This is a genomic window from Rhodococcus sp. MT28 (assembly GCF_058792695.1).
The window spans coordinates 214,398-235,244 of record NZ_JBXAFD010000008.1 but is presented as its reverse complement, the minus strand read 5'-3'; the positions used below and the strand labels follow the sequence as shown (position 1 = coordinate 235,244).

Below are 20,847 nucleotides of genomic sequence, written 5' to 3'. Positions count from 1 at the left end.
TCATTGTGCATCGGAATGCATAATTACTTACCCATGGATCGCCGGATCTCCTCGAGCTTGGCCTTTGCGGCCTTCTGGCGCTCGTCCCACTGCTCGTCGACGGACTTTCCGGCAGGACTCTCGTGCGCCAGTTCGGACGAACCTATTGAAGTACCGAAGCGCCCCTCTATCTTCTCCCGAACGCGGTCGAAAGTGGGCACTCCCCCTTCGGTGTAGTCGGGTTCGGGAATTCTCGGATCGGTCGCAAATACCACCGGGACGTCGATGATCTCGTCGACCTCCACAACGGTGTCGGGCAGTTCGACTTCTTCGGCGTCGGTGATCGTGTTGTCGTCCTCTACACGGTGCGGCTCGAGGCTCGCGGCAGCGGTGTCCACCACGGAAAGAAGGACCGACAAGCTCGGACGACGCTCGACCACTGCGCGAACGACCGCGAGGAAGTCCTTGTCGTCGAGTGCACTGGCGGCCTCGACTACCTGGTGCACGGAACCATCGTGCTCGGACCCATCATGTTCGGGCCCATCATTTCGTGACACTGTGAGTCCCTTCTCGAAACGCCGACGGACAACTCCGATCCTTCCACGACTGTCTGCCGAAGGGGTCAGCGTGAGGCGAGGTACGCGGCAAACGCGTCCTCGCTCGAGTATTCGGGGACGTACCCGAACTGTTCCTTGAGCCGCCGATTGTCGAGAACCGGTCGGTACTGGAGAAATCCGACGCGCTCCGGACCGTGTTCCGTTACGCCCAATCGCCGTCCGACGCGTAGAACGCCTCGCAACAACCATGCAGGAAGCGTCACCGTGCTCTTGCCCATCCGGGAAGCCAACTCGTCGACGGTCAGCACGCCGTCGCCCGCGACATTGAAGATGCCCACTTGGTTTCCGGTCACGGCCTCCGCAAAAGCGCCCGCGACATCGGTGTGCCAGACGAAGACGAAGGGGCTGTCGCTCCCGGCAACCTTGAGCAGCTTGCGGCGATCGAACAACGCGGTGATCTGATTGTCGACGCTCTCGCCCAAGATCGTGCCGATCCGGAAGACAACTTGTTCCAACTCCGGGTGTTCGACGCGATATTCGGCGAGCATCTCCTCGACCAGGCGTTTGTGGCGACTGTATGTGAATTCGTCGTTGCCTCGGACAGGTACGTCCTCGGTGATCCACGGTGGGTTGTCGGAGTGGTAGCCGTACGCCGCTCCGGACGAAGACACGACGACCCGTCCAACCCCGTGTTCGACGCAGGCCGCGAGCACGTTTCGTGTCCCGTCGACGTCGACGCGGTACTCCTGCTCTGCTGTCGTTTTCTTGCCGGGATTCACGATGGACGCAAGGTGGATCACGACGTTCGGTCGGTACTGACCGAACACCCGCCCCAATTCTGTGGGGTCGCAGACGTCCGCCCTGACGCGGCGGATGCGATCGTCCGGCGTGTCCTTGACCGTGAGGTCGACACAGACGACGGTGATGCCCTGCGCGATCAGTGCGTCGATGACAGCGGTACCCAGGAACCCGTTTCCGCCCGTGACGAGTGCGACGGTCATGCCGGTACCGCCTTTCGGGCGCGTCGCTTGGACCAGATCGTCGCCAGAGCCAACCCGGCGATGATGTCCCAGATCCCCCACCAGCCGGCCACGACGGCCATGCCACCGAGACCGTCGAAGAACGTGAACACCAGGCCAAGCCCCAGCCCCGCATTGCGGATGCCGACCTCGAAAGAGACGGCGCGACGGCTGTATTCGTTCAACCCGGTGACGGCGCCGCAGAAGTATCCCAGTGCGAGGGCAACCGTGTCGTGCAGGAAGACCGCGAGCAGTACCACCCCGATATAGTCGACGAAGTACGACGCATTCCCCGACACCCCCGCGACGATGAAGATCAACAACGCCACCAACGAACCGTTTTTCACCCAAGGCTGCGCTTTCGCGGCGATCTCCGGAAACCTTCGTGCCGCCCAGATGCCGAGAACGAACGGCACACCGATGATCAGGGCGATTTGCGCGACCATCTCGAGCGCATTCAGGTTCACGGACTGCAACAGAGCGTCGGTCTCCGGGCGTCGGCTCCCCCAGAACGCAAGATTGAGCGGCATAAGGAAGATCGCGAGGACGTTCGACACCGCCGTCATGGACACCGAGAGTGCGACGTCGCCGCCCGCCCGGTGAGTCAGGACGTTCGAGATGTTCCCTGGCGGGCAGCACGCCACCAGGATCATGCCGAGTGCTACCGACGGAGCCGGCGAGAGAATCAGCGTCAGGAGAAAAGTCACTGCCGGCAACAGCAGGAACTGCGCAGCAATACCCACCGCCATCGCCTTGGGTTTGGTGAGCGCACGACGAAAGTCGTCGACCGAGGTGTCGAGGGCGATCCCCAGCATGATCGCGGCCAGCACCGCGTTGAGGATCATCAACGATCCCGGGTTGAAGTTGAGCACCACGTCGTCGATCGGCATCACTGTCCTCCCTTCGTCAGAGCGGCATCAAGCAGTCCGATGTGCCGCTTGATCGCCGAGCGGTAGGCGTCCTTGTTCACGTAGTAGGCCATTCGTCCCAACTTCAGGTACTTGTATCCCCCGGACAGATCGGGAGGAGGACCGGCCGCCGCCGCCGAGAATTCCCGCGCCGCGGCGGGGGCTTCGGTACGTGCGGTGATCAATTTGGCCACCAACTCGGCCTGCTCGAAACGGCCCTGCCACCCAGGACCGGATGCTTCGACCATGCCGAGAACAAAGAGATTGTCGTGGCGGCGACTCGCGACGTTGAGGAACAGGTCCGGGGCAGCGCCCGACCAGTCCAAGTCCTCGCGCGCGATGAAGGGATAGTCGAGGTGATACCCCGTGGCGCAGAGAACGAGGTCGTAGTCGGCAGACGATCCGTCGACAAACCGCACCGTCTTCCCCTCGAACCGGTCGACGTCGGCGCGCACGTGCACATCACCGTGCCCGATGTGGTGCAGGATCAACGAGTTCACGACCGGATGCGATTCGTAGATCTTGTAGTCCGGTGCCGGAAATCCGAACCGCACCGGATCACCCGTGAACTGCTTGAGTACCAAGGTGTCGACGCGTTGTTTGATCCACGGCGGCAACGGCTTTCCCTGATTCAAGGTGTCCGAGGGTCGGCCGAACAGATACTTGGGGACGAAGTAGTAGCCTCGCCGAACGCTCAGGTCGACGCACTCGGCCTGGTGGACGGCATCGACGGCGATGTCGCATCCACTGTTGCCCGCTCCGATGACCAGTACCTTCTTCCCGCGGAAGATCTCGGCGCTGCGGTACTGGCTCGTGTGCATCAACGTGCCGGTGAAGTCGCCCCGGAAAGTCGGCATGTTCGGCTTCGACAGCGTTCCGTTCGCGATGATCACGCCTCGATACCGCGCGACTGTTGTCTCACCGCTGCGACTGCGCGTGGTGACCTGCCATAGCGAATCGACCGGCGAAACGTCGACGACGGTAATGCCGAAGGCAAAGTGCCTGCGAAGATCGTGAGTATCGGCGTAGTCGCGGAAATAATCGGCAAGTTCGACGTGGCTCGGGTAGTCGGCCACCGAATCAGCCATCGGGAACTCCGCGAATGCGGTGGTGCCCTTCGAAGAGATGAGGTGCGCCGACTCGTAGACGGTGCTGTGCGGGTTGTCGATGTCCCAGAGCCCACCGACGTCGTCGTGGCTCTCGAAGCCGTCGAACGCTATCGCGGCCCGATCGAGGTTTCGCGCGCCGGCCAATCCAGACGGGCCCGCTCCGATCAGCGCGTACTTCTCCTCTGTGATCATCCGTCGAGCGTCGCAGATAGTCCGAATCTTGCAGCAATATGCCGGATAATGACGTTATGAGTGCACCAGATGCCGGCAACGGTCGCAGGATAGATGAAATCGATCTGAGGATAATCAATGCGCTCCAGCTCGCACCGCGATCGAAGTGGCTTTCGTTGGCCGAACCACTCGAACTCGACGCCGCGACTCTCGCCCGTCGTTGGAATCGACTCTCCGAATCGTCGTTGGCCTGGGTCACGGTCACTCCAGGGCCACAGGTGCTGGGCAGCATCGTCACAGCGATCATCGAAATCGATTGCTCACCTGCTCTTCTCGACACCATCGCGGCACGGCTGACTCGCTCGGCCCACGCCGTGACCATCGAAGCATCAACGGGCAGAGCAGATCTGCTCGTCACAGCCGGTACCGCGGATCTGGCGTCGATGTCGCGCTTCATCTCGGAAGACGTCGCAACGATCGACGGTGTACTGGCGACACGAACCTCGATCATCACACGCTGGTTCACCGAAGGTGGGCGATGGAGACTCAATGCGCTGGCACCGTCCGAGAAGGGTGTGCTGACCACCAGCGAAAACCGTCCTGCCGTGCGCGCTCGGCCGACCGGGATATCCGAACAGGATCGCAAGGTTCTGACGAAGCTCGCTTACGACGGGCGCACTCCCATGAAGGAGTTGGCCGACGCGATCGGTGTCAGTCCCGCTGCGTGCAAACGCCAGATCGACCGGCTCACGTCTTCGGGGTTGGTGGCGCTGCGGTGTGAATTCGCGCGGCCGCTGGCCGGCCTTCCCGTGCTCGCCACACTGTGGTGCCGCGTCGAACCCGAGCTTCTCGATACGGCAGGACGAGTGCTGAGTCGGGCGTCGGAAGTCCGAAACTGCTTCGCTGTAGTCGGCCCCGACAACCTGGTGGTTCAGTTGTGGCTGCATTCTCCTGCAGAACTCGATGCATTCGAAACTCGTCTGCGCAAGGAGATTCCGGGTCTTTGCGTCACGGAACGATCCATCGTGCTGTATCTGCGCAAACTGCTTCGCCACGTGCTCGACCAGCAAGGGCGACGGACGGACACCGTTGCGCCAGATGTGTGGCTTTCCGATTCACCTCAGTCGAAAAGCCGATAACACGACAGAGCCCACGACCACCAGGGATGGACGTGGGCTCTGTGATCAGTTGAGGAAATCAGCCGCGCATCTGCGCACCGACGGCCTTGGAGGCAGCCTCGACCGCTGCATCGCGCGCGGCACTGGCCTCGTCCTCGGTCAGCGTCCGGTCGACACCACGGAATCGCAATGCGAACGCGAGCGACTTGCGGCCTTCACCGACCTGCTCGCCCTCGAAGACGTCGAAGAGGCGGATGTCTTCGAGAAGCTCACCGCCGCCGGAACGCAGAGCTTCCTGCACCTTGGCTGCCGGAATGTCGCGATCGACAACAACCGCCACGTCCTGGAGCACTGCGGGGAAGGGCGAAATGCGCGGCGCCGGCAGGTTCTCGACCAACGGCAAAGCGTCGAGGTCGATCTCCAGTGCACAAGTGCGCGCAGGCAATCCCGCACGCTCGAGAACAGCCGGATGCAGTTCGCCCGCATGACCGACTACGTTGCCGTCAACGACAACCTCGGCGCAACGGCCGGGATGCCACGGCAGGTACTGCGCCGCACGCAGTTCCACCTCGACGCCTGCTGCAGCTGCAATGACCCGCACTGCTGCAAAAGTGTCCGAAGCCTCGGCCTGACGGCCGGGGCCCCAGGGGCCGCTCGGCTCACGCAAACCACTCAACACTGCAGCGATGTGCACGGGCTGAGCCGGCAACGACGCGATCAGGTTCGCGATCTGCTCGTCCGTCGGACGACGATCCACCGGCAATGCATCCACCGGCTTGGTGTCGGGGCCCGGCAGGACGACCTGCGCGATGCCGTACAGCGACAGATCACGCTGACCGCGAGAAGCGTTGCGAGCCAGGATCTCCAGCAGACCCGGGAGCAGCGTGGTCGCCAACTCCGGACGATCGGCTTCGAGCGGATTGAGGACCTTGCTGGTGTTGCGGCGCGGATCATCCGCGTCGAGGCCCCAGACGTCGAAGACGTTCGTCGGCAGGAAGACCGGAGGAAGGACCTCGACGTAACCGGCGTGAGCCACGGCCTTCGAGACCGTGCGCTTTCGCCGCTGCGACGGAGTCAACCCACGTCCGGCCGGAGCGGCGGGAAGCACAGACGGGATCTGCTCGAGACCTTCGAGGCGAAGAACTTCCTCGACGAGGTCCGCAGGCTGCACCAGGTCCGGACGCCACGACGGCGGCGTCGCGACCAACTGGCCGTGTCCTTCTTCGCTGACGCCGACCTCGACGTTGCAGCCAACCTGGGTGAGGCGGCGAGCTGCGGTGCCGTTGGGGTACGTGACTCCGGCGACACGGTCGGGCAGGTCGATATCCATGCGAATGGCAGCGCGAGGGGCAACATCGCCCACGTCGGTCAGGACCGGGTCGATCCGTCCGCCGGCAATCTCGACCAGCAGAGCGGCTGCGCGGTCGACGGCCGCGAGCGGAATTGCCGGATCGACGACGCGCTCGAAACGCTTGCTCGCCTCACTCGGCAGCTTGTGCCGGCGCGCCGTCTTGAAGACTGCGAGCGGATCCCAAGTAGCTCCTTCGAGGAGGATGTCCGTCGTTGCCGTTCCCACCTCGGTGGTTGCGCCGCCCATGACGGCAGCCAGCGAGATGACTCCGGAATCGTCGGCGATGACAACGTCTTCGGGATCGAGCGTGCGTTCGACGTCGTCGAGCGTCGTCAGCTTCTCCCCCGCCTTGGCGCGACGGACCACCAGGTCGCCCTGCACCGAGGTCGCATCGAACGCGTGCAGAGGCTGACCGAGTTCGAGCATCACGTAGTTGGTGACGTCGACGGCCGGCGAGATCGGGCGAACACCCGAGAGCAGAAGTCGACGCTGCAGCCACCACGGGCTCACTGCCTGCGGATCGATACCCGTGATCTTCCGCATCACGAAACGCGAAGCCTTGGACTCCGGTTCGAGGCGCACCGGCCAGGCTTCACCCTCAGCCGGGTGCGCGGGAACCGAAGCGGGATCGGCATATTCGAGATCGAAGCCGCACGCGAGCTCTCGCGTGAGACCGCGGACCGAGAAGCAGTAGCCACGGTCCGGGGTGATGTTCAGTTCGATGATCGTGTCACCGAGACCGAGCAACTCGTTGCCATCTGCGCCGGGTTCGGCGGTGCCGGGCTCGAGCACCAAGATGCCCGAATGGTCTTTGCCGATACCGAGTTCCGAGACGGAGCAGATCATGCCGTCGGACACCTGGCCATACGTCTTGCGAGTGGCGATTTCGAATCCGCCGGGCAGCACCGCGCCGGGCAACGCAACGACGACGAGGTCACCCTCGTTGAAATTGCGCGCACCACAGACGATGCCACGGGGCTCGGGTTCGCCGACCTCGACCTGGCAGAAGCGGATCGGCTTCTTGAACTCGGTCAGTTCGGTGATGGAGACGACCTTGCCGACGACCAACGGGCCGTCGATCGCCTCGAGTGTGTCGAGTTCCTCGACTTCGAGTCCCACCCGGACGAACCCGGCGTCCAGCTCTTCCGGGGTCACCTCCCAGTTGGGAGTTGCCCGCTGCAGGATCTCGGTCAGCCAGGATTGCGCTACTCGCACGTCTGCTCAGCTCTCTCGTTTGTCGATAAGTCTTTGTGAAGGTTCCGCAGACCGGATCGGTCAGCCTGCGACACCGAAGGGCAGCGTGAAACGCACGTCACCTTCGACGATGTCGCGCATGTCCGGGATACCGTTGCGGAACTGCAGGGTCCGCTCGAGGCCCATGCCGAATGCGAAACCCGAGTACTCGTCGGGATCGATACCGCTGGCGCGCAGAACGTTCGGGTTGACCATGCCGCAGCCGCCCCACTCGACCCAGCCTGCGCCGCCCTTCTTGTTCGCGAACCAGACGTCGACCTCGGCCGACGGTTCCGTGAACGGGAAGTAGTTGGGGCGCATACGGGTACGCGTCTCGGGGCCGAAAAGGGAGCGAGCGAACGCGTCGAGAGTCCCGCGCAGGTTGGCCATGGTCAGGCCCTTGTCGACGGCCAGGCCCTCGACCTGCGAGAAGACAGGCGTGTGCGTCGCATCGAGTTCGTCGGTGCGGAACGTGCGGCCCGGGCACACCACGTAGATCGGCACCTCACGCGAGAGCATGGTGCGGACCTGCACCGGCGAGGTGTGGGTACGCAGCACCTGGCGAGAGTTCTCGGGTGCCAGGTGGAAGGTGTCCTGCATCGTGCGCGCAGGGTGATCCGGCAAGAAGTTGAGTGCGTCGAAGTTGAAGTGCTCGGTCTCCACCTCCGGACCCTCGGCAACTTCCCAACCCATCGCGACGAATACGTCGGCGACCTGCTCGGAAATCAGGCTGATCGGGTGACGCGCCCCGACGGGGTGACGATCGGAAGGCAGAGTGACGTCGATTGCCTCGGCAACCAACACCGCGGCGTCACGCTCGGCGAGGAGGACCTCACGACGAGCGTCGTACGCGTTGTTGATCCGAGTGCGGAAGATGTTGACGCGCTTACCGGCGTCCGCCTTATCCTTGCCCGGAAGGCTGCCGAGTCCCCGGCGAGCGAGGGCGATCGGGGACTTGTCCCCCAGGTGCTCCACCTTGACGTGCGCCAGCGCATCCAGGTCAGCGGCGTCCGCCAGCGCCTTCTCGGCGTTCTCAGCCGCAGCGGTCAACGCCTCTTCGGTGAGTACACTCGCGTCGACCTCCGGCGGTGTCGCGCCCTCATTTTTGGCCACGGCTGTGACGCTCCTGTCGCTTCTCGGTTTACTTCTCGTACTGCGTGCTTCTTGTACTGCTTACTTCTTGTACTGCGAGCGAGCATTCGAACTCGCTCGAGCATTGTCTCTGCTCTTGTATTGTCTCAGGCTTCCGCAAATGGGATTCCGTGAGGTCTTCGCGTGCGTTTTCAGCCGTGATCGGTGGCGCGATTTTGCACCCGCGCGCTTGCGTACAGGCAAATTGCCGCCGCTGTCGCGAGGTTCAAGCTTTCGGCGCGGCCATGGATCGGAATCCTGACCCGATGATCAGCCTGCGCGGCGATCGCCGGATCGAGACCGTGCGCTTCGTTACCGAACAGCCAGGCCGTCGGCTTGCTCAGCAACTCGTCGGCCTCGTCGAGATCGACCTCGCCGTCAGCTGCAGTCGCGAGAATCTGAATGCCTGCTGCGCGAATCTGCTCGATCACCGACACTGTGTCTCGATCGCGGACGACTGGCAGGTGAAACAGGCTGCCCGCCGACGAACGAACGACCTTGCCGTTGTGCGGATCGACGCTGTCGCCGGCGAGGATTGCCGCATCGGCACCCACTGCGTCGGCGATGCGAATGACGGTGCCCGCGTTACCTGGTTCGTTGACCTCGACCGGCACTGCGAGCAGGCGGGTCTCCTGATGGACGGCTGCGCTCAGCGGTACATCCAGTAGATCGCTGACGGCAACGAGTCCGGGCGGCGTGACGGTATCGCTGAGAGCTTTGATGGCTCGATCGGTCACAAGAGCAACACGAACTCCAGCGGTCAGCGCCCGATCGATGACGTGCTGATAGCGCTCGGCTGCGTCCTCGGTGTAGAAGAGGTCGTGCACCGGGCGGGCCTCGCCATTCGAGAGTGCACCGTTCAACAGTTCGGTGACCGAGTTCTCGCCCTCGACGAGGAAACGTCCTGCTTTGCGTCGTTCTGCTGTGCGCAGGAGCTTGACAGCAGAAACGACCCGCGGAGTCCGCTCGGTGAGCGGGTCCACGGGCCGTTGCTGTGATGCGTGAATCAGGCTGCTTCTCCGGCAGGAGCGTTCACGTCAGCCGGCAGAGCGGCCTTCGCGAGTGCGACCAGGCCGGCAAAGGCCTCGGCATCGGAGACAGCGAGCTCGGCCAGGATCTTGCGGTCGACGTCGACCTCTGCCAGACGCAGGCCCTGGATGAGGCGGTTGTACGTGATGTCGTTTGCACGAGCTGCAGCGTTGATACGCGTGATCCACAGCTTGCGGAACTCGCCCTTGCGCGCACGACGGTCGCGGTACGCGTAGGTGAGCGAGTGGAGCTGCTGCTCCTTGGCCTTGGTGTACAGACGCGAACGCTGTCCACGGTAGCCGCTGGATGCAGCAAGAATTGAACGACGCTTCTTCTGGGCGTTGACCGCCCTCTTTACGCGTGCCACTTGAAAAATCCTGTCAATCTAGGGGCTGAAAGTACGGCCCCGGGTGGTCAGTAAGGGGGCGACTCAGATGCCGAGCATGCGCTTGATGCGCGGAGCGTCGTCAGGGCTGACAACAGCGACACCGTCGAGACGACGGGTAACCCTGCTGGACTTGTGCTCGAGAAGGTGGCGACGGCCGGCCTTCTGGCGCATGAGCTTTCCGCTGCCGGACACCTTGAATCGCTTCGAGGCGCCGCTGTGGCTCTTCATCTTGGGCATGGAGTCCTCAGTTCTTGTTACGTGGTGGATCTTGGGAAATCGACTAGCTGGCCGGAGCCTCGGGAGCGGCATCGCCGGTCGCCGGTGCTTCCGGAGCTGCTTCACTGGAAGCCGGTGCGGCCGGAGCCGGACGCGGAGCAGCCTGAGCCACTGGCGCCTGAGCGCTCTCCTGCGCCTTGACACGAGTCTTGGCGCCCTTGTGCGGTGCCAGGACCATCGTCATGTTTCGGCCGTCCTGCTTTGCCGAGGTTTCGACGAATCCGAGATCTGCGACGTCTGCTCCCAGACGCTGCAGAAGGCGGTAGCCGAGTTCGGGGCGTGACTGCTCACGTCCGCGGAACATGATCGTGACCTTGACCTTGGAACCGGCTTCGAGGAAGCGAACGACGTTGCGCTTCTTGGTCTCGTAGTCGTGGTCGTCGATCTTGGGTCGGAGCTTCTGCTCCTTGATGACCGTCAGCTGCTGGTTCTTACGTGACTCACGTGCCTTCTGTGCAGCCTCGTACTTGAACTTGCCGTAGTCCATGATCTTGCAGACCGGTGGACGGGCGTCAGGAGCTACCTCGACCAGGTCGAGGTCGGCCTCAAGGGCCAAGCGGAGTGCATCTTCAACACGCACGATGCCTACCTGTTCGCCGCCAGGTCCGACCAAACGAACCTCGGGAACGCGGATACGATCGTTGATGCGGGTCTCAGTGCTGATGGGGCCTCCTAGGTTGAACGGTGCGGTCTTCATGACCGCACGCAGCCCGTACCGCCCGCACCCCAACAAAAAAGCCCCGCTGTGATGATTGCTCATCCGCGGGGCCCGATGTCGACCGATCACATAAGATCCAGCTCACGCCGAAACCTATCTCCTCGACTGAGCGAGGAACCTGACGAAGAATGATCTCCGATAACAGGTGACCGGAACCACTGAACTGCAGTTTCACCTGCCGCGCAGAGGTGGGAGTCGGACTCCACTTGCTGCCCCCGAACAAGTCGGAGGCGGTCGTTGCAACAAGAGTAACAGGTCGCCACAGATGAAAGAAATCGGTGCCGCTCCCAGTGCTGCCGGGAGAGGCCCGATTCAACACCGTCACGGCCTGATGGAATCCTTACATCCATGAGTGAGAACTTCGAGGCAGAACAGAACACCGACGGCGCGAACCCCGACGTCCGCGAACTCTCCGAAGTTCCCGCGGTCGAGGTCATCAGCCGCGCTGCAGTGATGCTGATGAGTTCGGCTGCCGAAAAACTCGGCCTCTCCGACGCCGATCCGTCTTCCAGCCCCTACCTGGACCTCGACGAAGCGCGTCGCGTCATCACGGCACTTGCCGGACTCGTGACTGCGTCGGTCGAATACCTCGGCCCTCATGCCGGACCCATCCGTGAAGGCCTCCAAGCCCTGCAGCGCGCCTTCCGTGAGGCGTCCTCGCACCCGGACGAGCCAGGAAAGGGACCGGGCGAGAAGTTCACCGGTCCGGTCTACTGAGTTGGCAACCGCCAACAAGACTCAACCCACGCCCGAGGACGTCGACGCATTCATTTCACGCGTCGACGACCGCAAACGCGCCGACGCCGTGGAGCTGATCTCCCTGCTGTCGGCCGCAACCGGCGAGCCTGCTGTCATGTGGGGCTCGAGCATCATCGGATTCGGGGCACGGCACTACCGATATGCGAGTGGCCACGAAGGTGACACCCCACTGATCGGATTCTCCCCCAGGGCCACCGCGCTCACGTTGTACTTGTCGCTGAACTTCGACGACTACACCGACACGCTCGCTCGCCTCGGCAAGCACAAAATCGGCAAGGGCTGCCTGTACGTCAAACGGCTGAGCGACGTCGATATGACGGCCCTGACCGAACTGATCACGGATTCCGTTGCCGCAGCCCGCAACAAGATCGACTGAGTCACTCACCTACGGGGAGAAACAGGCCGAGCGTCTTCGGGCGGTTGCCCGAAGACGGTCGAATCGCGTGGTGTGAAGTGATCGTTCGTCAGCGTGGCCCGACGCATTCGATCGAGTCGAAACCACCGCACGGCGTCGCGCTCGCGACACCAGCCGATGAGAAACCACTGACCACGGTCCTGTGCCAGAATGTGCGGCTCAACTGCCCGCACCGTCTCCGCACCGTCCCCATCCACGTAGTGCAACGACACGACGCGACTCTGCTCGAGACCCTGCTCGACGGCCTGCCGGTTCGCGCGCGAATCCGTCAGAGCCCCGCCGTCACCGCGAATCCACACGCGGCCACCGAGCTCCGCGACCTTGCGACGACTCTCCTCGTCCATCACATCGAGCAGTTTCGCCAGCGCTGCTCGCCCATCCGGCGCAAACGGAGCATCACCCATCGCCGTCAAGGCCAACGCGATCGAAACTGCTTGCGGAACAGTGAAATTCACCGGCGGTAGCGTAGCGCGACCTACGAGTCGGTAACCACCCCCGGGGCCTGAGCGCGCTTCGATCGCCGCACCCGACATCATCAGCGTCTCGATATCCCTCTTGATCGTCCGGGTGGTGACACCGAATTCCTCGGACAATCGGGAGCACGTAGTCCCTCGATCGCCCTGTCGCCGAAGTTCCTCGACGAGAGCATGCAATCTCGCAGCTCGATTCACGTTCACCAGTGTCTCAGATTCCGATACCAAACGGTGACATAATTGGTGACACTCTGTTGTCACCAACCCGGGTGCACTGTGAGTCCATGAAAACTCACATCGTTCTTGTTCCCGGATTCTGGCTCGGTTCATGGGCTTGGGATGCAGTACTCCCACACCTCGAACGTTCCGACACCCGCGTGACCAGCCTGACACTGCCCGGGCTCGACGCAGTAGACACAGATCGATCAGCGGTCACCTTCGACGCTCACGTCCGTGCAGTCGTCGACGCCGTATCGGACTCCGACGAGCGCACGGTCTTGGTCGTACACAGCGGCGCCGGCCCGGTGGGGTACGCCGTCACCGATCGCATCCCGGATCGCGTCGCTCGGATCGTCTACGTCGACTCGGGCCCCATGCCCGACGGCGCAGCGCTGCGACCGGATCTGGCCGCTGACGTCGTCGAGATACCGCTGCCGACGTGGGCAGAACTTGAAGCAGACGGCAGCAGCCTCGAAGGACTCGACGAGAAGGCTCTCGAGGCGTTTCGCGCCAACGCCGTCCCCGAACCGGCCGGGCCGGCGCGTGAGCCGATTGTCCTGACGAACGAAAAGCGCTACCAGGTGCCGTCAACCGTCGTTTGCAGCACGTTCCCGTCCGCGGTGATTGCCCAGATGGCCGACGGAGGTCATCCGATGGCCGCCGAACTGGCGAAACTTCCCGTGACGTACGTCGACCTCCCGACCGGCCATTGGCCGATGTGGTCGCGCCCCGAAGACGTCGCCCAGGTGATCCTCGAGGCCGCCGCTTCCTGATCGACAAAGCAGTGATGCCGGATCGGATTCCGACCCGGCATCACTGACCGATTTCTACTTGCTCACGTTCTACTAGCTCACGGAAGCGGCTTTCTTCCGTGGCGCGGCCTTCTTTGCGGCAACTGCCTTCGTCGCACGCTTCTTGGTGATCGGCTTGGCCTTGACCGGCGCGTGCTGTGCGGTGAGAACCTCACTGAGGAACTTGCCCGTGTAGCTCTCGGGGACCGCGGCAACGTCTTCCGGCGTACCTTGCGCCACAACGGTTCCGCCGCCGGATCCACCCTCGGGTCCCATGTCGACGACCCAGTCCGACGTCTTGATCACGTCGAGGTTGTGCTCGATCACGATCACGCTGTTGCCCTTGTCGACCAGACCGTTGATCACGATCAGGAGCTTTCGGATGTCCTCGAAATGCAGACCCGTGGTGGGCTCGTCGAGGATGTACACCGTGCGACCGGTGGACCGCTTCTGCAATTCGGCGGCGAGCTTGACGCGCTGCGCTTCACCACCGGACAGAGTCGGAGCCGGCTGACCCAGTCGGACATAGCCCAGGCCGACGTCGACCAGCGTCTTGAGGTACCGGTGAATTGAGGTGACCGGCTGAAAGAACTCGGCTGCTTCCTCGATAGGCATGTCGAGTACCTCGGCGATCGACTTGCCCTTGTAGTGGACCTCGAGCGTTTCGCGGTTGTACCGAGCGCCGTGGCATACCTCGCAGGGCACGTACACGTCCGGCAGGAAGTTCATCTCGATCTTCAGCGTTCCGTCGCCGGAGCACGCCTCGCAGCGTCCGCCCTTGACGTTGAACGAGAACCTGCCTGGCTGGTAACCGCGGACTTTCGCTTCCGTGGTGGCCGCGAACAGGGTTCGGATCTTGTCGAACACGCCGGTGTACGTCGCCGCGTTCGATCGTGGAGTCCGGCCGATCGGAGACTGATCGACCTGCACGAGCTTGTCCAGCTGATCGAGACCGTTGATTCGTGTGTGACGCCCAGGTACCTGGCGTGCACCGTTGAGTTTGTTCGCCATGACGGTCGCGAGAATGTCGTTGACCAACGTCGACTTGCCCGAACCGGAGACACCGGTGACAGCGGTGAGAACACCCAGCGGGAAACTCACGTCGATGCCGTCGAGATTGTGCTCGCGCGCTCCTACGACCGTGACCTGGCGTTTGCGGTCCACCGGTCGACGAATGGCCGGAACCTCGATGAAGCTACGACCTGACAGGTAGGCGCCGGTCAGAGATTCTTCACACGTCAGCAGTTCTTCGTATGGCCCACTGTGGACGACCTTGCCGCCGTGCTCGCCGGCGTATGGTCCGATGTCGACTACCCAGTCGGACGTGCGGATAGTGTCTTCGTCGTGCTCGACGACGATCAGCGTGTTGCCGAGGTCGCGCAAGCGCGTCAGGGTTTCGATCAGTCGTCGATTGTCACGCTGATGCAGGCCGATGGACGGCTCGTCGAGCACGTACAACACACCGACGAGTCCGGATCCGATCTGCGTTGCCAAGCGAATTCGCTGGGCTTCGCCACCGGACAACGTGCCCGCGGCTCGCGAGAGGGAAAGGTATTCCAGGCCGACGTCGAGCAGGAAGCCGAGGCGCGCCTGAACTTCCTTGAGGACCTGACCCGCGATGGCCTCTTCACGCGAACCGAGAGTGAGGCTGTTCAGGAAATCCGCGCAATCGGAGATCGACAGTTCACAGACCTCGGCGATGGACTTACTGCCGAAGTCTCCCGCCGCGATAGTTACCGACAGGATTTCGGGGCGCAGGCGAGCACCACCACACGCCGGGCACGGGGTGTCGCGCATGTACCCGTCGTAGCGTTCCTTCATCTGATCGGATTCGGTCTGTTCGAGCCGGCGGTGCAGGAACGGCATCACACCTTCGAACTCCGCGTAGTAAGAACGGGTACGGCCGTATCGATTCTTGTACCGGACGTGCACCTGCTCTTCGCTGCCTTCGAGGATTGCTTTGCGGGCCTTCGCCGGCAACTTGTTCCACGGCGTCTTCATGTCGAATCCGAGGATGTCGCCGAGGCCGGACAGCAGGCGTCCGAAGTACTCGGAACTCTGGCCCATCGACCACGGCGCGATTGCACCGTCTTCGAGACTCAGGTCAGGGTCGGGAACCACCAGATCCGGGTCGACCTCCTTGCGGATACCGAGGCCGGTGCATTCCGGGCAGGCGCCGTAGGGCGAGTTGAAGGAGAACGAGCGCGGTTCGAGATCGTCGATCGCGAGTGCGTGGCCATTCGGGCAGGCCAGCTTCTCGGAGAAACGACGCTCACGATCAGGTGCATTTTCTTCACGGTCGACGAAGTCGAGGACCACGATGCCTTCAGCCAAGCGAAGTGCGGTCTCGACCGAGTCGGTCAGGCGCTGCTTCGAACTCGCCTTGACCTGCAATCGGTCGACCACTACTTCGATGTCGTGCTTTTCCTGCTTCTTGAGCTTCGGCGGATCGGCCAGCGAATGGACGACACCGTCGACGCGCACTCGCGAGTAGCCCTGCGTGTTGAGCTGATCGAAGAGATCGACGAACTCGCCCTTACGAGTACGGACCACTGGTGCGAGGACCTGGAACTTGATGCCCTCCTCCATCTCGAGCACCTGGTCGACGATCTGCTGGGGCGTCTGACGTGCGATCTTCTCACCACACACCGGGCAGTGCGCCGAACCTGCGCGGGCATAGAGAAGTCGGAGGTAGTCGTAGACCTCGGTAATGGTGCCCACCGTCGAACGGGGGTTGCGGTTGGTCGACTTCTGGTCGATCGACACCGCAGGAGACAATCCCTCGATGAAGTCCACATCCGGCTTGTCCATCTGACCGAGGAACTGACGCGCGTATGCCGAGAGCGACTCGACGTAGCGGCGCTGACCTTCGGCGAAGATCGTGTCGAACGCGAGGCTGGACTTGCCGGAGCCGGACAACCCGGTGAAGACGATCAGGCTGTCTCGCGGGAGGTCGAGATCGACTCCTCGCAGATTGTGCTCACGCGCACCCCGCACGATCAGGCGATCCGCCACACCAATTCCCTTCATTGTCAATCGTCCGGGGCCGTCCCCCCGGAGAAGTCTCGAGTGGCCTCGCAAACGCGAGTCCTCGAGCGATCGTCATCGTAGGCCGAGCCACCGACACGTTTTTCTCACCAGGTGAGCCCATCGCTCTACCTGCCCCTATTCGAAGGTAGCCTGCGTTTCATGACGAATCAGCCCATCGTGATCGACGACTCCTACACCGGTCAGGTCTCCCCCGATTCTGCCCCTCAGCGGCGCACAGTCGAAGGCGCCGTCATCACGAAGATGTCGGTCGGCCCCATGGACAACAACACTTACCTCGTCGTCTGTTCCACGACCGGGAAATCTCTCCTGATCGACGCGGCCAACGAAGCCGAGAAGATCATCGCGCTCATCGCACAGGAAGCACCTGTTTTCGATTCCATCGTCACCACCCACCAGCACGGCGATCACTGGTTGGCCCTCGAAGACGTTCACGCCGCAACCAAGGTGCCGACCGCCGCGCACCCCCTCGACGCAGAGGTCCTTCCCGTCACCCCGGACGTGCTCCTCGAAGACGGCGACAAGATGACCGTTGGCAACTTGAGCCTCGACGTCATTCACCTGTCTGGCCACACGCCCGGCTCCATCGCGCTGGCTCTCACCGAACCGAGCGGACAGGTTCACCTCTTCACCGGCGACTCACTCTTCCCCGGCGGAGTAGGCAAGACCGCCGACCCCGAGAAGTTCACTTCTCTGCTCGACGACGTGGAAAACAAGCTGTTCGGAAGGTACGACGACGCGACCGTCGTCTACCCCGGGCATGGCAAGGACACGACGCTCGGCGCCGAGCGCCCGCACCTGGCGGAGTGGCGCGAACGCGGTTGGTAAACCCATTGCTCCCGGTCCGACACCCATACATCGCAGCTGTGAAGATGACCGCGTCGGGCAACCGCCAAACGACCTTCCCGCACCGTGTCGATCGGACACCGACGACATGAGATACATCTCCCACCGCCGCGGACTTGATCAGCTGGAGCATCGAGACCGCCGATGTGGACGGCCACATACCGCATTCGGCGTTCACGCGGTAAGCCATTTGGCATGAAGCCCAGGACTTTGACTGGAAAGGACGGGCGACAGCACGTGCAAGATGCGGCGGACCGCGCCCGTCGATCACGGCATGAACCTCACTGGCCGGATCTACACAGGAGCGCAGTGGCTGGCCGAGTTGCGACATGCATAGCCGCGTCGTGCGACCCGCTATGCAACTGCGACAGGCGTCCATCCACCCGCGGCGGGTTTGCCACGAAGGACACGTTGTGGAGCACCGCTGAGGTTCACGAGGGCTTTCATCTCGTTAGCATTCAACTCACGAAGCATGACCGGTCCTTTCACCGCGACAGACGACTCGAGTACCGTCCCGACTTTGTTGTCGTGCAAGCGAAATGGCTGCGCGAGACGGTGGATGGGTTGCAGATACAGCTTGCGGGCGCCGGTCTTCCCGGTGAGCTTGGTGACGGCGCAGAAGCCGACTACGACTCTGTCGTTCGTTTGGTACGCGACCACCACGTCCCCCACCGCAACATCTTCTGTGAGGTACTTCGATACCTCGGCCGACTGTGTCGAATAGTCACCTCCCCACTGAATCGGCCCCTTCTTGCGGAACACGTCCGGCAACCAATCTCCCCAATAGCCCGCCGGGCCACCATCAATGTTGCACTTGTAAAGCCAATACCTCATGTGCTGCTCCGAAGTCCCGCGGTCTCAAATCTCGACTCCACCCTTTCACGCACCCTGTACAGCGTGGATTGAAACACCGAGAGTCCTTACGTGAAATCGGCCCGCTCGAATATGTAGTATCCGCCGTTCGGATAGACCGAATCACGCAACTTCGCGGCGGCATGTGCCTCCGCCTTTGCAACGACACGGGGAACCTTAAACCGAAATCAAAAGAAGGTGTGGACCCTACGATCGCAGGCAGCGATCGCACACCGATGCTGGGATGAAGAACGGCGCCTAACCGATACCGGACCTCCGACGCCAACAAATTGACTGAAGAAGGTCTCTTTGTGACGTCCGGTCGCGGACCGAGATATGTACGCCCATCTCCACCTTTCGCTACGGTAGGTCGGCATCCAGCGAAGGGGAGATAGCCAGTGTCCAAGTACACCGTGAATCAACATTCTGTCCAGACCCTGTTGGGCTGGGTCCAATCCGGCCACGTCGCAATTCCTGAGTTGCAGCGACCATTCGTGTGGAGCAGCACCAAGGTGCGGGACCTACTGGATTCTCTATACAAGGGCTACCCCGTCGGTTACCTGATCACTTGGCAGTCAGTTGGTGCTGCTCTCAAGGACGGCGGCGTGGCCGCACATCAACAAATTCTCATCGACGGTCAGCAGCGGATTACTGCCCTCCGAGCCGCGATCTCTGGACTCGATGTAGTGGACAAGCACTACCGTAAACAACGCATCACGATCGCCTTTGACCCGGTCGGCGAGCAGTTCGCAACCCTAACACCCGTGATCGCCAAGAACCCGCAGTGGATACCTGACGTCGCGAAACTGTTCAACGCGACATCGACATTCAGCTTCATGAGCGAATACTTCTCAAGAAACCCCGATCTCGATCCCAAGTCCGTCGAGGCTAGTTTCGGACGTCTCGAGAGCATTCGCAACGCGCAGATCGGCATCATCGCGCTCGCCGATGAGCTCGATGTTGAGACCGTGTCCGAAATCTTCATACGAATCAACTCCAAGGGTGTTCCGCTCAGCAGTGGTGACTTCGCCATGAGCAAGATTGCGACTTACGGTGATAGAGGTCGCAATCTCCGAAAACTCATCGACTACTTCTGCCACCTGGCGGTTACTCCCCACGTGCATTCCGACATCATCGCGAACGACCCCTCGTTCGCCGCCTCGCCGTATATGAAGGCGATCAACTGGCTTCGCAATGACACCGAAGATCTCTACAACCCGGAATACGGCGACCTCATCCGCGTTGCGAACCTCGTCGGCTTTGACCGTGGCAAGGTCTCCGCCCTCGTCAGCGAACTATCAGGCCGCGATCCCGAGACCCGCAAGGTCGATGAGTCTCGGATCCCTCTGGCCTACGACCGCCTGGAAACTGCGCTGCTCCAGATCGTCAAGAAATATGAGTTCGAGAACTTCGTCATGACAATCAAATCCGCGGGATTTATCGAGCCGTCGATGATCGGCTCGATGAACGCTATGAACTTCAGTTACGCTCTCTACCTGCGGTTGCGCAAGGATTCCTCAATGTCAGAGGGAGAGCGACAACGTATAGTTCGTAAGTGGTTCGTGATGTCGATGCTGACCGGCAGGCACTCGGGGAGCTTCGAGAGCACCTGGGAGCAGGACATTCGACGAATTTCCGCCCAGGGCGCGGCCGAATACCTCAAGCTACTGGAAGAGTCGGAGCTCTCCGACGCATTCTGGGACGTTCAGTTACCCGCCAGCCTGGACACCTCCAGCCCGCGCAGCCCCTACTTCCAGGCCTTCCTCGCTGCTCAGGTTTCTGCCGGCGCGCGCGGATTCCTATCCAAAGCCATCACTGTGCAGGCGATGCAGGAGCAGTCCGGCGATATCCACCACATCATGCCCAAGGATTACCTACGCAAGAGCGGTTTCCCGGACAGGGCGGACTACAACCAGGTTGCCAACTACGTATTAACTGAGACGGCCATCAACATCCGCATTGGTAATCGCGCGCCCAATGTGTATATGACTGAAGTTCATGCGCAGATCGAGTCAGGGATGCTCAGTCTCGGCGCGATCACCAGCGGCGAGGATCTGCAGGCCAACTTCCGCGAGAACGTCGTGCCCAAGGGTCTCGCTGGCATGACGGCAACCGACTACCCGACCTTCCTTGATCAACGACGCAAACTCATGGCGGCATACATCAAGGACTTCTACAACGCGCTGTGACCCTAATTGGCCTATCGCGACTTCCCCAGGTCTAACCCAGTCGCGGATCTACTAGGTGGTTGCGAGTCTCCTGTCCTGTCATCAAAATGCTCGAAGCCCTGGTGGCACAATGATCCGAACACGCCGTAAGCGGACAAACGGTAACGGATACTTCAGAACGGTGTGTCCGGATCAGTGGAGAAGTCATCGTCGCAGTACAGCGCGCTTCGGCGACCAGGAATCCGGCGACCGGGTCAGGCGTGCCGGGATCGCCGAACCGGACCAATTC

19 protein-coding genes are annotated in these 20,847 nt (G+C 62.1%); 6 read left to right on the top strand and 13 right to left on the bottom strand.

What is annotated here, in order from left to right:
* Positions 1 to 23: 23 nt before the first annotated feature.
* From AC1Q6C_RS27030 to AC1Q6C_RS27015, 4 genes are all read right to left on the bottom strand, one after another.
* Positions 24 to 485 carry a hypothetical protein gene (locus AC1Q6C_RS27030; RefSeq protein WP_007736242.1) on the bottom strand — a complete coding sequence of 154 codons (462 nt, stop codon included), beginning with the start codon at positions 483 to 485 and terminating at the stop codon, positions 24 to 26.
* 116 nt (positions 486 to 601) lie between these two features.
* On the bottom strand, positions 602 to 1,537 hold the full coding sequence (locus AC1Q6C_RS27025) for an SDR family oxidoreductase (RefSeq protein ID WP_007736244.1): 936 nt from the start codon (positions 1,535 to 1,537) through the stop codon (positions 602 to 604).
* Positions 1,534 to 2,445, bottom strand: coding sequence for a bile acid:sodium symporter family protein (locus AC1Q6C_RS27020; RefSeq protein ID WP_007736251.1), 912 nt, complete (start codon positions 2,443 to 2,445; stop codon positions 1,534 to 1,536). The genes AC1Q6C_RS27025 and AC1Q6C_RS27020 overlap by 4 nt, the downstream gene beginning before the upstream one ends.
* Entirely contained in the window at positions 2,445 to 3,764 is a 1,320-nt protein-coding gene (locus AC1Q6C_RS27015) for a flavin-containing monooxygenase (RefSeq protein ID WP_492666906.1), read from the bottom strand. Before AC1Q6C_RS27015 ends, AC1Q6C_RS27020 begins: the two co-directional genes overlap by 1 nt.
* 56 nt (positions 3,765 to 3,820) lie before the next feature.
* Here AC1Q6C_RS27015 and AC1Q6C_RS27010 point away from each other — a divergent pair, with 56 nt between their 5' ends.
* Positions 3,821 to 4,882 carry an Lrp/AsnC family transcriptional regulator gene (locus tag AC1Q6C_RS27010; RefSeq protein WP_492666905.1) on the top strand — a complete coding sequence of 354 codons (1,062 nt, stop codon included), beginning with the start codon at positions 3,821 to 3,823 and terminating at the stop codon, positions 4,880 to 4,882.
* Between the two features lie 58 nt (positions 4,883 to 4,940).
* On the opposite strand, the gene pheT is transcribed toward AC1Q6C_RS27010, so the two are convergent.
* From pheT to infC, 6 genes are all read right to left on the bottom strand, one after another.
* Entirely contained in the window at positions 4,941 to 7,427 is a 2,487-nt protein-coding gene (pheT, locus tag AC1Q6C_RS27005; protein ID WP_208690565.1) for a phenylalanine--tRNA ligase subunit beta, read from the bottom strand.
* Between the two features lie 60 nt (positions 7,428 to 7,487).
* Entirely contained in the window at positions 7,488 to 8,558 is a 1,071-nt protein-coding gene (gene pheS / locus AC1Q6C_RS27000; protein ID WP_230358712.1) for a phenylalanine--tRNA ligase subunit alpha, read from the bottom strand.
* Positions 8,559 to 8,728: 170 nt separating this feature from the next.
* On the bottom strand, positions 8,729 to 9,559 hold the full coding sequence (locus tag AC1Q6C_RS26995; protein WP_007736261.1) for a TrmH family RNA methyltransferase: 831 nt from the start codon (positions 9,557 to 9,559) through the stop codon (positions 8,729 to 8,731).
* A 23-nt stretch (positions 9,560 to 9,582) separates the two neighbouring features.
* A complete protein-coding gene (gene rplT / locus AC1Q6C_RS26990) occupies positions 9,583 to 9,972 on the bottom strand; it encodes a 50S ribosomal protein L20 (RefSeq protein ID WP_003944011.1) in 390 nt (129 codons plus the stop codon).
* Between the two features lie 63 nt (positions 9,973 to 10,035).
* Positions 10,036 to 10,230 (bottom strand): 50S ribosomal protein L35, encoded by a 195-nt coding sequence (gene rpmI / locus AC1Q6C_RS26985; protein ID WP_003944043.1) that lies wholly within the window; start codon positions 10,228 to 10,230, stop codon positions 10,036 to 10,038.
* Positions 10,231 to 10,273: 43 nt separating this feature from the next.
* A complete protein-coding gene (gene infC, locus AC1Q6C_RS26980; protein ID WP_003944008.1) occupies positions 10,274 to 10,966 on the bottom strand; it encodes a translation initiation factor IF-3 in 693 nt (230 codons plus the stop codon).
* A 369-nt stretch (positions 10,967 to 11,335) separates the two neighbouring features.
* Between infC and AC1Q6C_RS26975 the strand changes: the two genes are divergently transcribed.
* Both AC1Q6C_RS26975 and AC1Q6C_RS26970 read left to right on the top strand, forming a co-directional pair.
* Entirely contained in the window at positions 11,336 to 11,704 is a 369-nt protein-coding gene (locus AC1Q6C_RS26975) for a DUF1844 domain-containing protein (RefSeq protein WP_007736262.1), read from the top strand.
* A 1-nt stretch (position 11,705) separates the two neighbouring features.
* Entirely contained in the window at positions 11,706 to 12,122 is a 417-nt protein-coding gene (locus AC1Q6C_RS26970) for a DUF1801 domain-containing protein (protein WP_230358714.1), read from the top strand.
* A 5-nt stretch (positions 12,123 to 12,127) separates the two neighbouring features.
* Here AC1Q6C_RS26970 and AC1Q6C_RS26965 read toward each other — a convergent pair whose 3' ends face one another.
* Positions 12,128 to 12,838: a helix-turn-helix transcriptional regulator gene (locus AC1Q6C_RS26965; RefSeq protein ID WP_054827277.1), complete on the bottom strand. Its 711-nt coding sequence runs from the start codon at positions 12,836 to 12,838 to the stop codon at positions 12,128 to 12,130.
* A gap of 80 nt (positions 12,839 to 12,918) precedes the next feature.
* Here AC1Q6C_RS26965 and AC1Q6C_RS26960 point away from each other — a divergent pair, with 80 nt between their 5' ends.
* Positions 12,919 to 13,626, top strand: coding sequence for an alpha/beta fold hydrolase (locus AC1Q6C_RS26960; protein ID WP_054187409.1), 708 nt, complete (start codon positions 12,919 to 12,921; stop codon positions 13,624 to 13,626).
* A gap of 72 nt (positions 13,627 to 13,698) precedes the next feature.
* Here AC1Q6C_RS26960 and uvrA read toward each other — a convergent pair whose 3' ends face one another.
* Positions 13,699 to 16,659, bottom strand: coding sequence for an excinuclease ABC subunit UvrA (gene uvrA / locus AC1Q6C_RS26955; RefSeq protein ID WP_024487477.1), 2,961 nt, complete (start codon positions 16,657 to 16,659; stop codon positions 13,699 to 13,701).
* Between the two features lie 174 nt (positions 16,660 to 16,833).
* Here uvrA and AC1Q6C_RS26950 point away from each other — a divergent pair, with 174 nt between their 5' ends.
* A complete protein-coding gene (locus tag AC1Q6C_RS26950; RefSeq protein WP_161121467.1) occupies positions 16,834 to 17,520 on the top strand; it encodes an MBL fold metallo-hydrolase in 687 nt (228 codons plus the stop codon).
* A gap of 372 nt (positions 17,521 to 17,892) precedes the next feature.
* Here AC1Q6C_RS26950 and AC1Q6C_RS26945 read toward each other — a convergent pair whose 3' ends face one another.
* On the bottom strand, positions 17,893 to 18,372 hold the full coding sequence (locus AC1Q6C_RS26945; protein WP_204856060.1) for a hypothetical protein: 480 nt from the start codon (positions 18,370 to 18,372) through the stop codon (positions 17,893 to 17,895).
* A 416-nt stretch (positions 18,373 to 18,788) separates the two neighbouring features.
* On the opposite strand from AC1Q6C_RS26945, the gene AC1Q6C_RS26940 reads away from it, so the two are divergent.
* Positions 18,789 to 20,579 (top strand): GmrSD restriction endonuclease domain-containing protein, encoded by a 1,791-nt coding sequence (locus AC1Q6C_RS26940; protein ID WP_204856059.1) that lies wholly within the window; start codon positions 18,789 to 18,791, stop codon positions 20,577 to 20,579.
* The last annotated feature ends 268 nt before the right edge of the window (positions 20,580 to 20,847 follow it).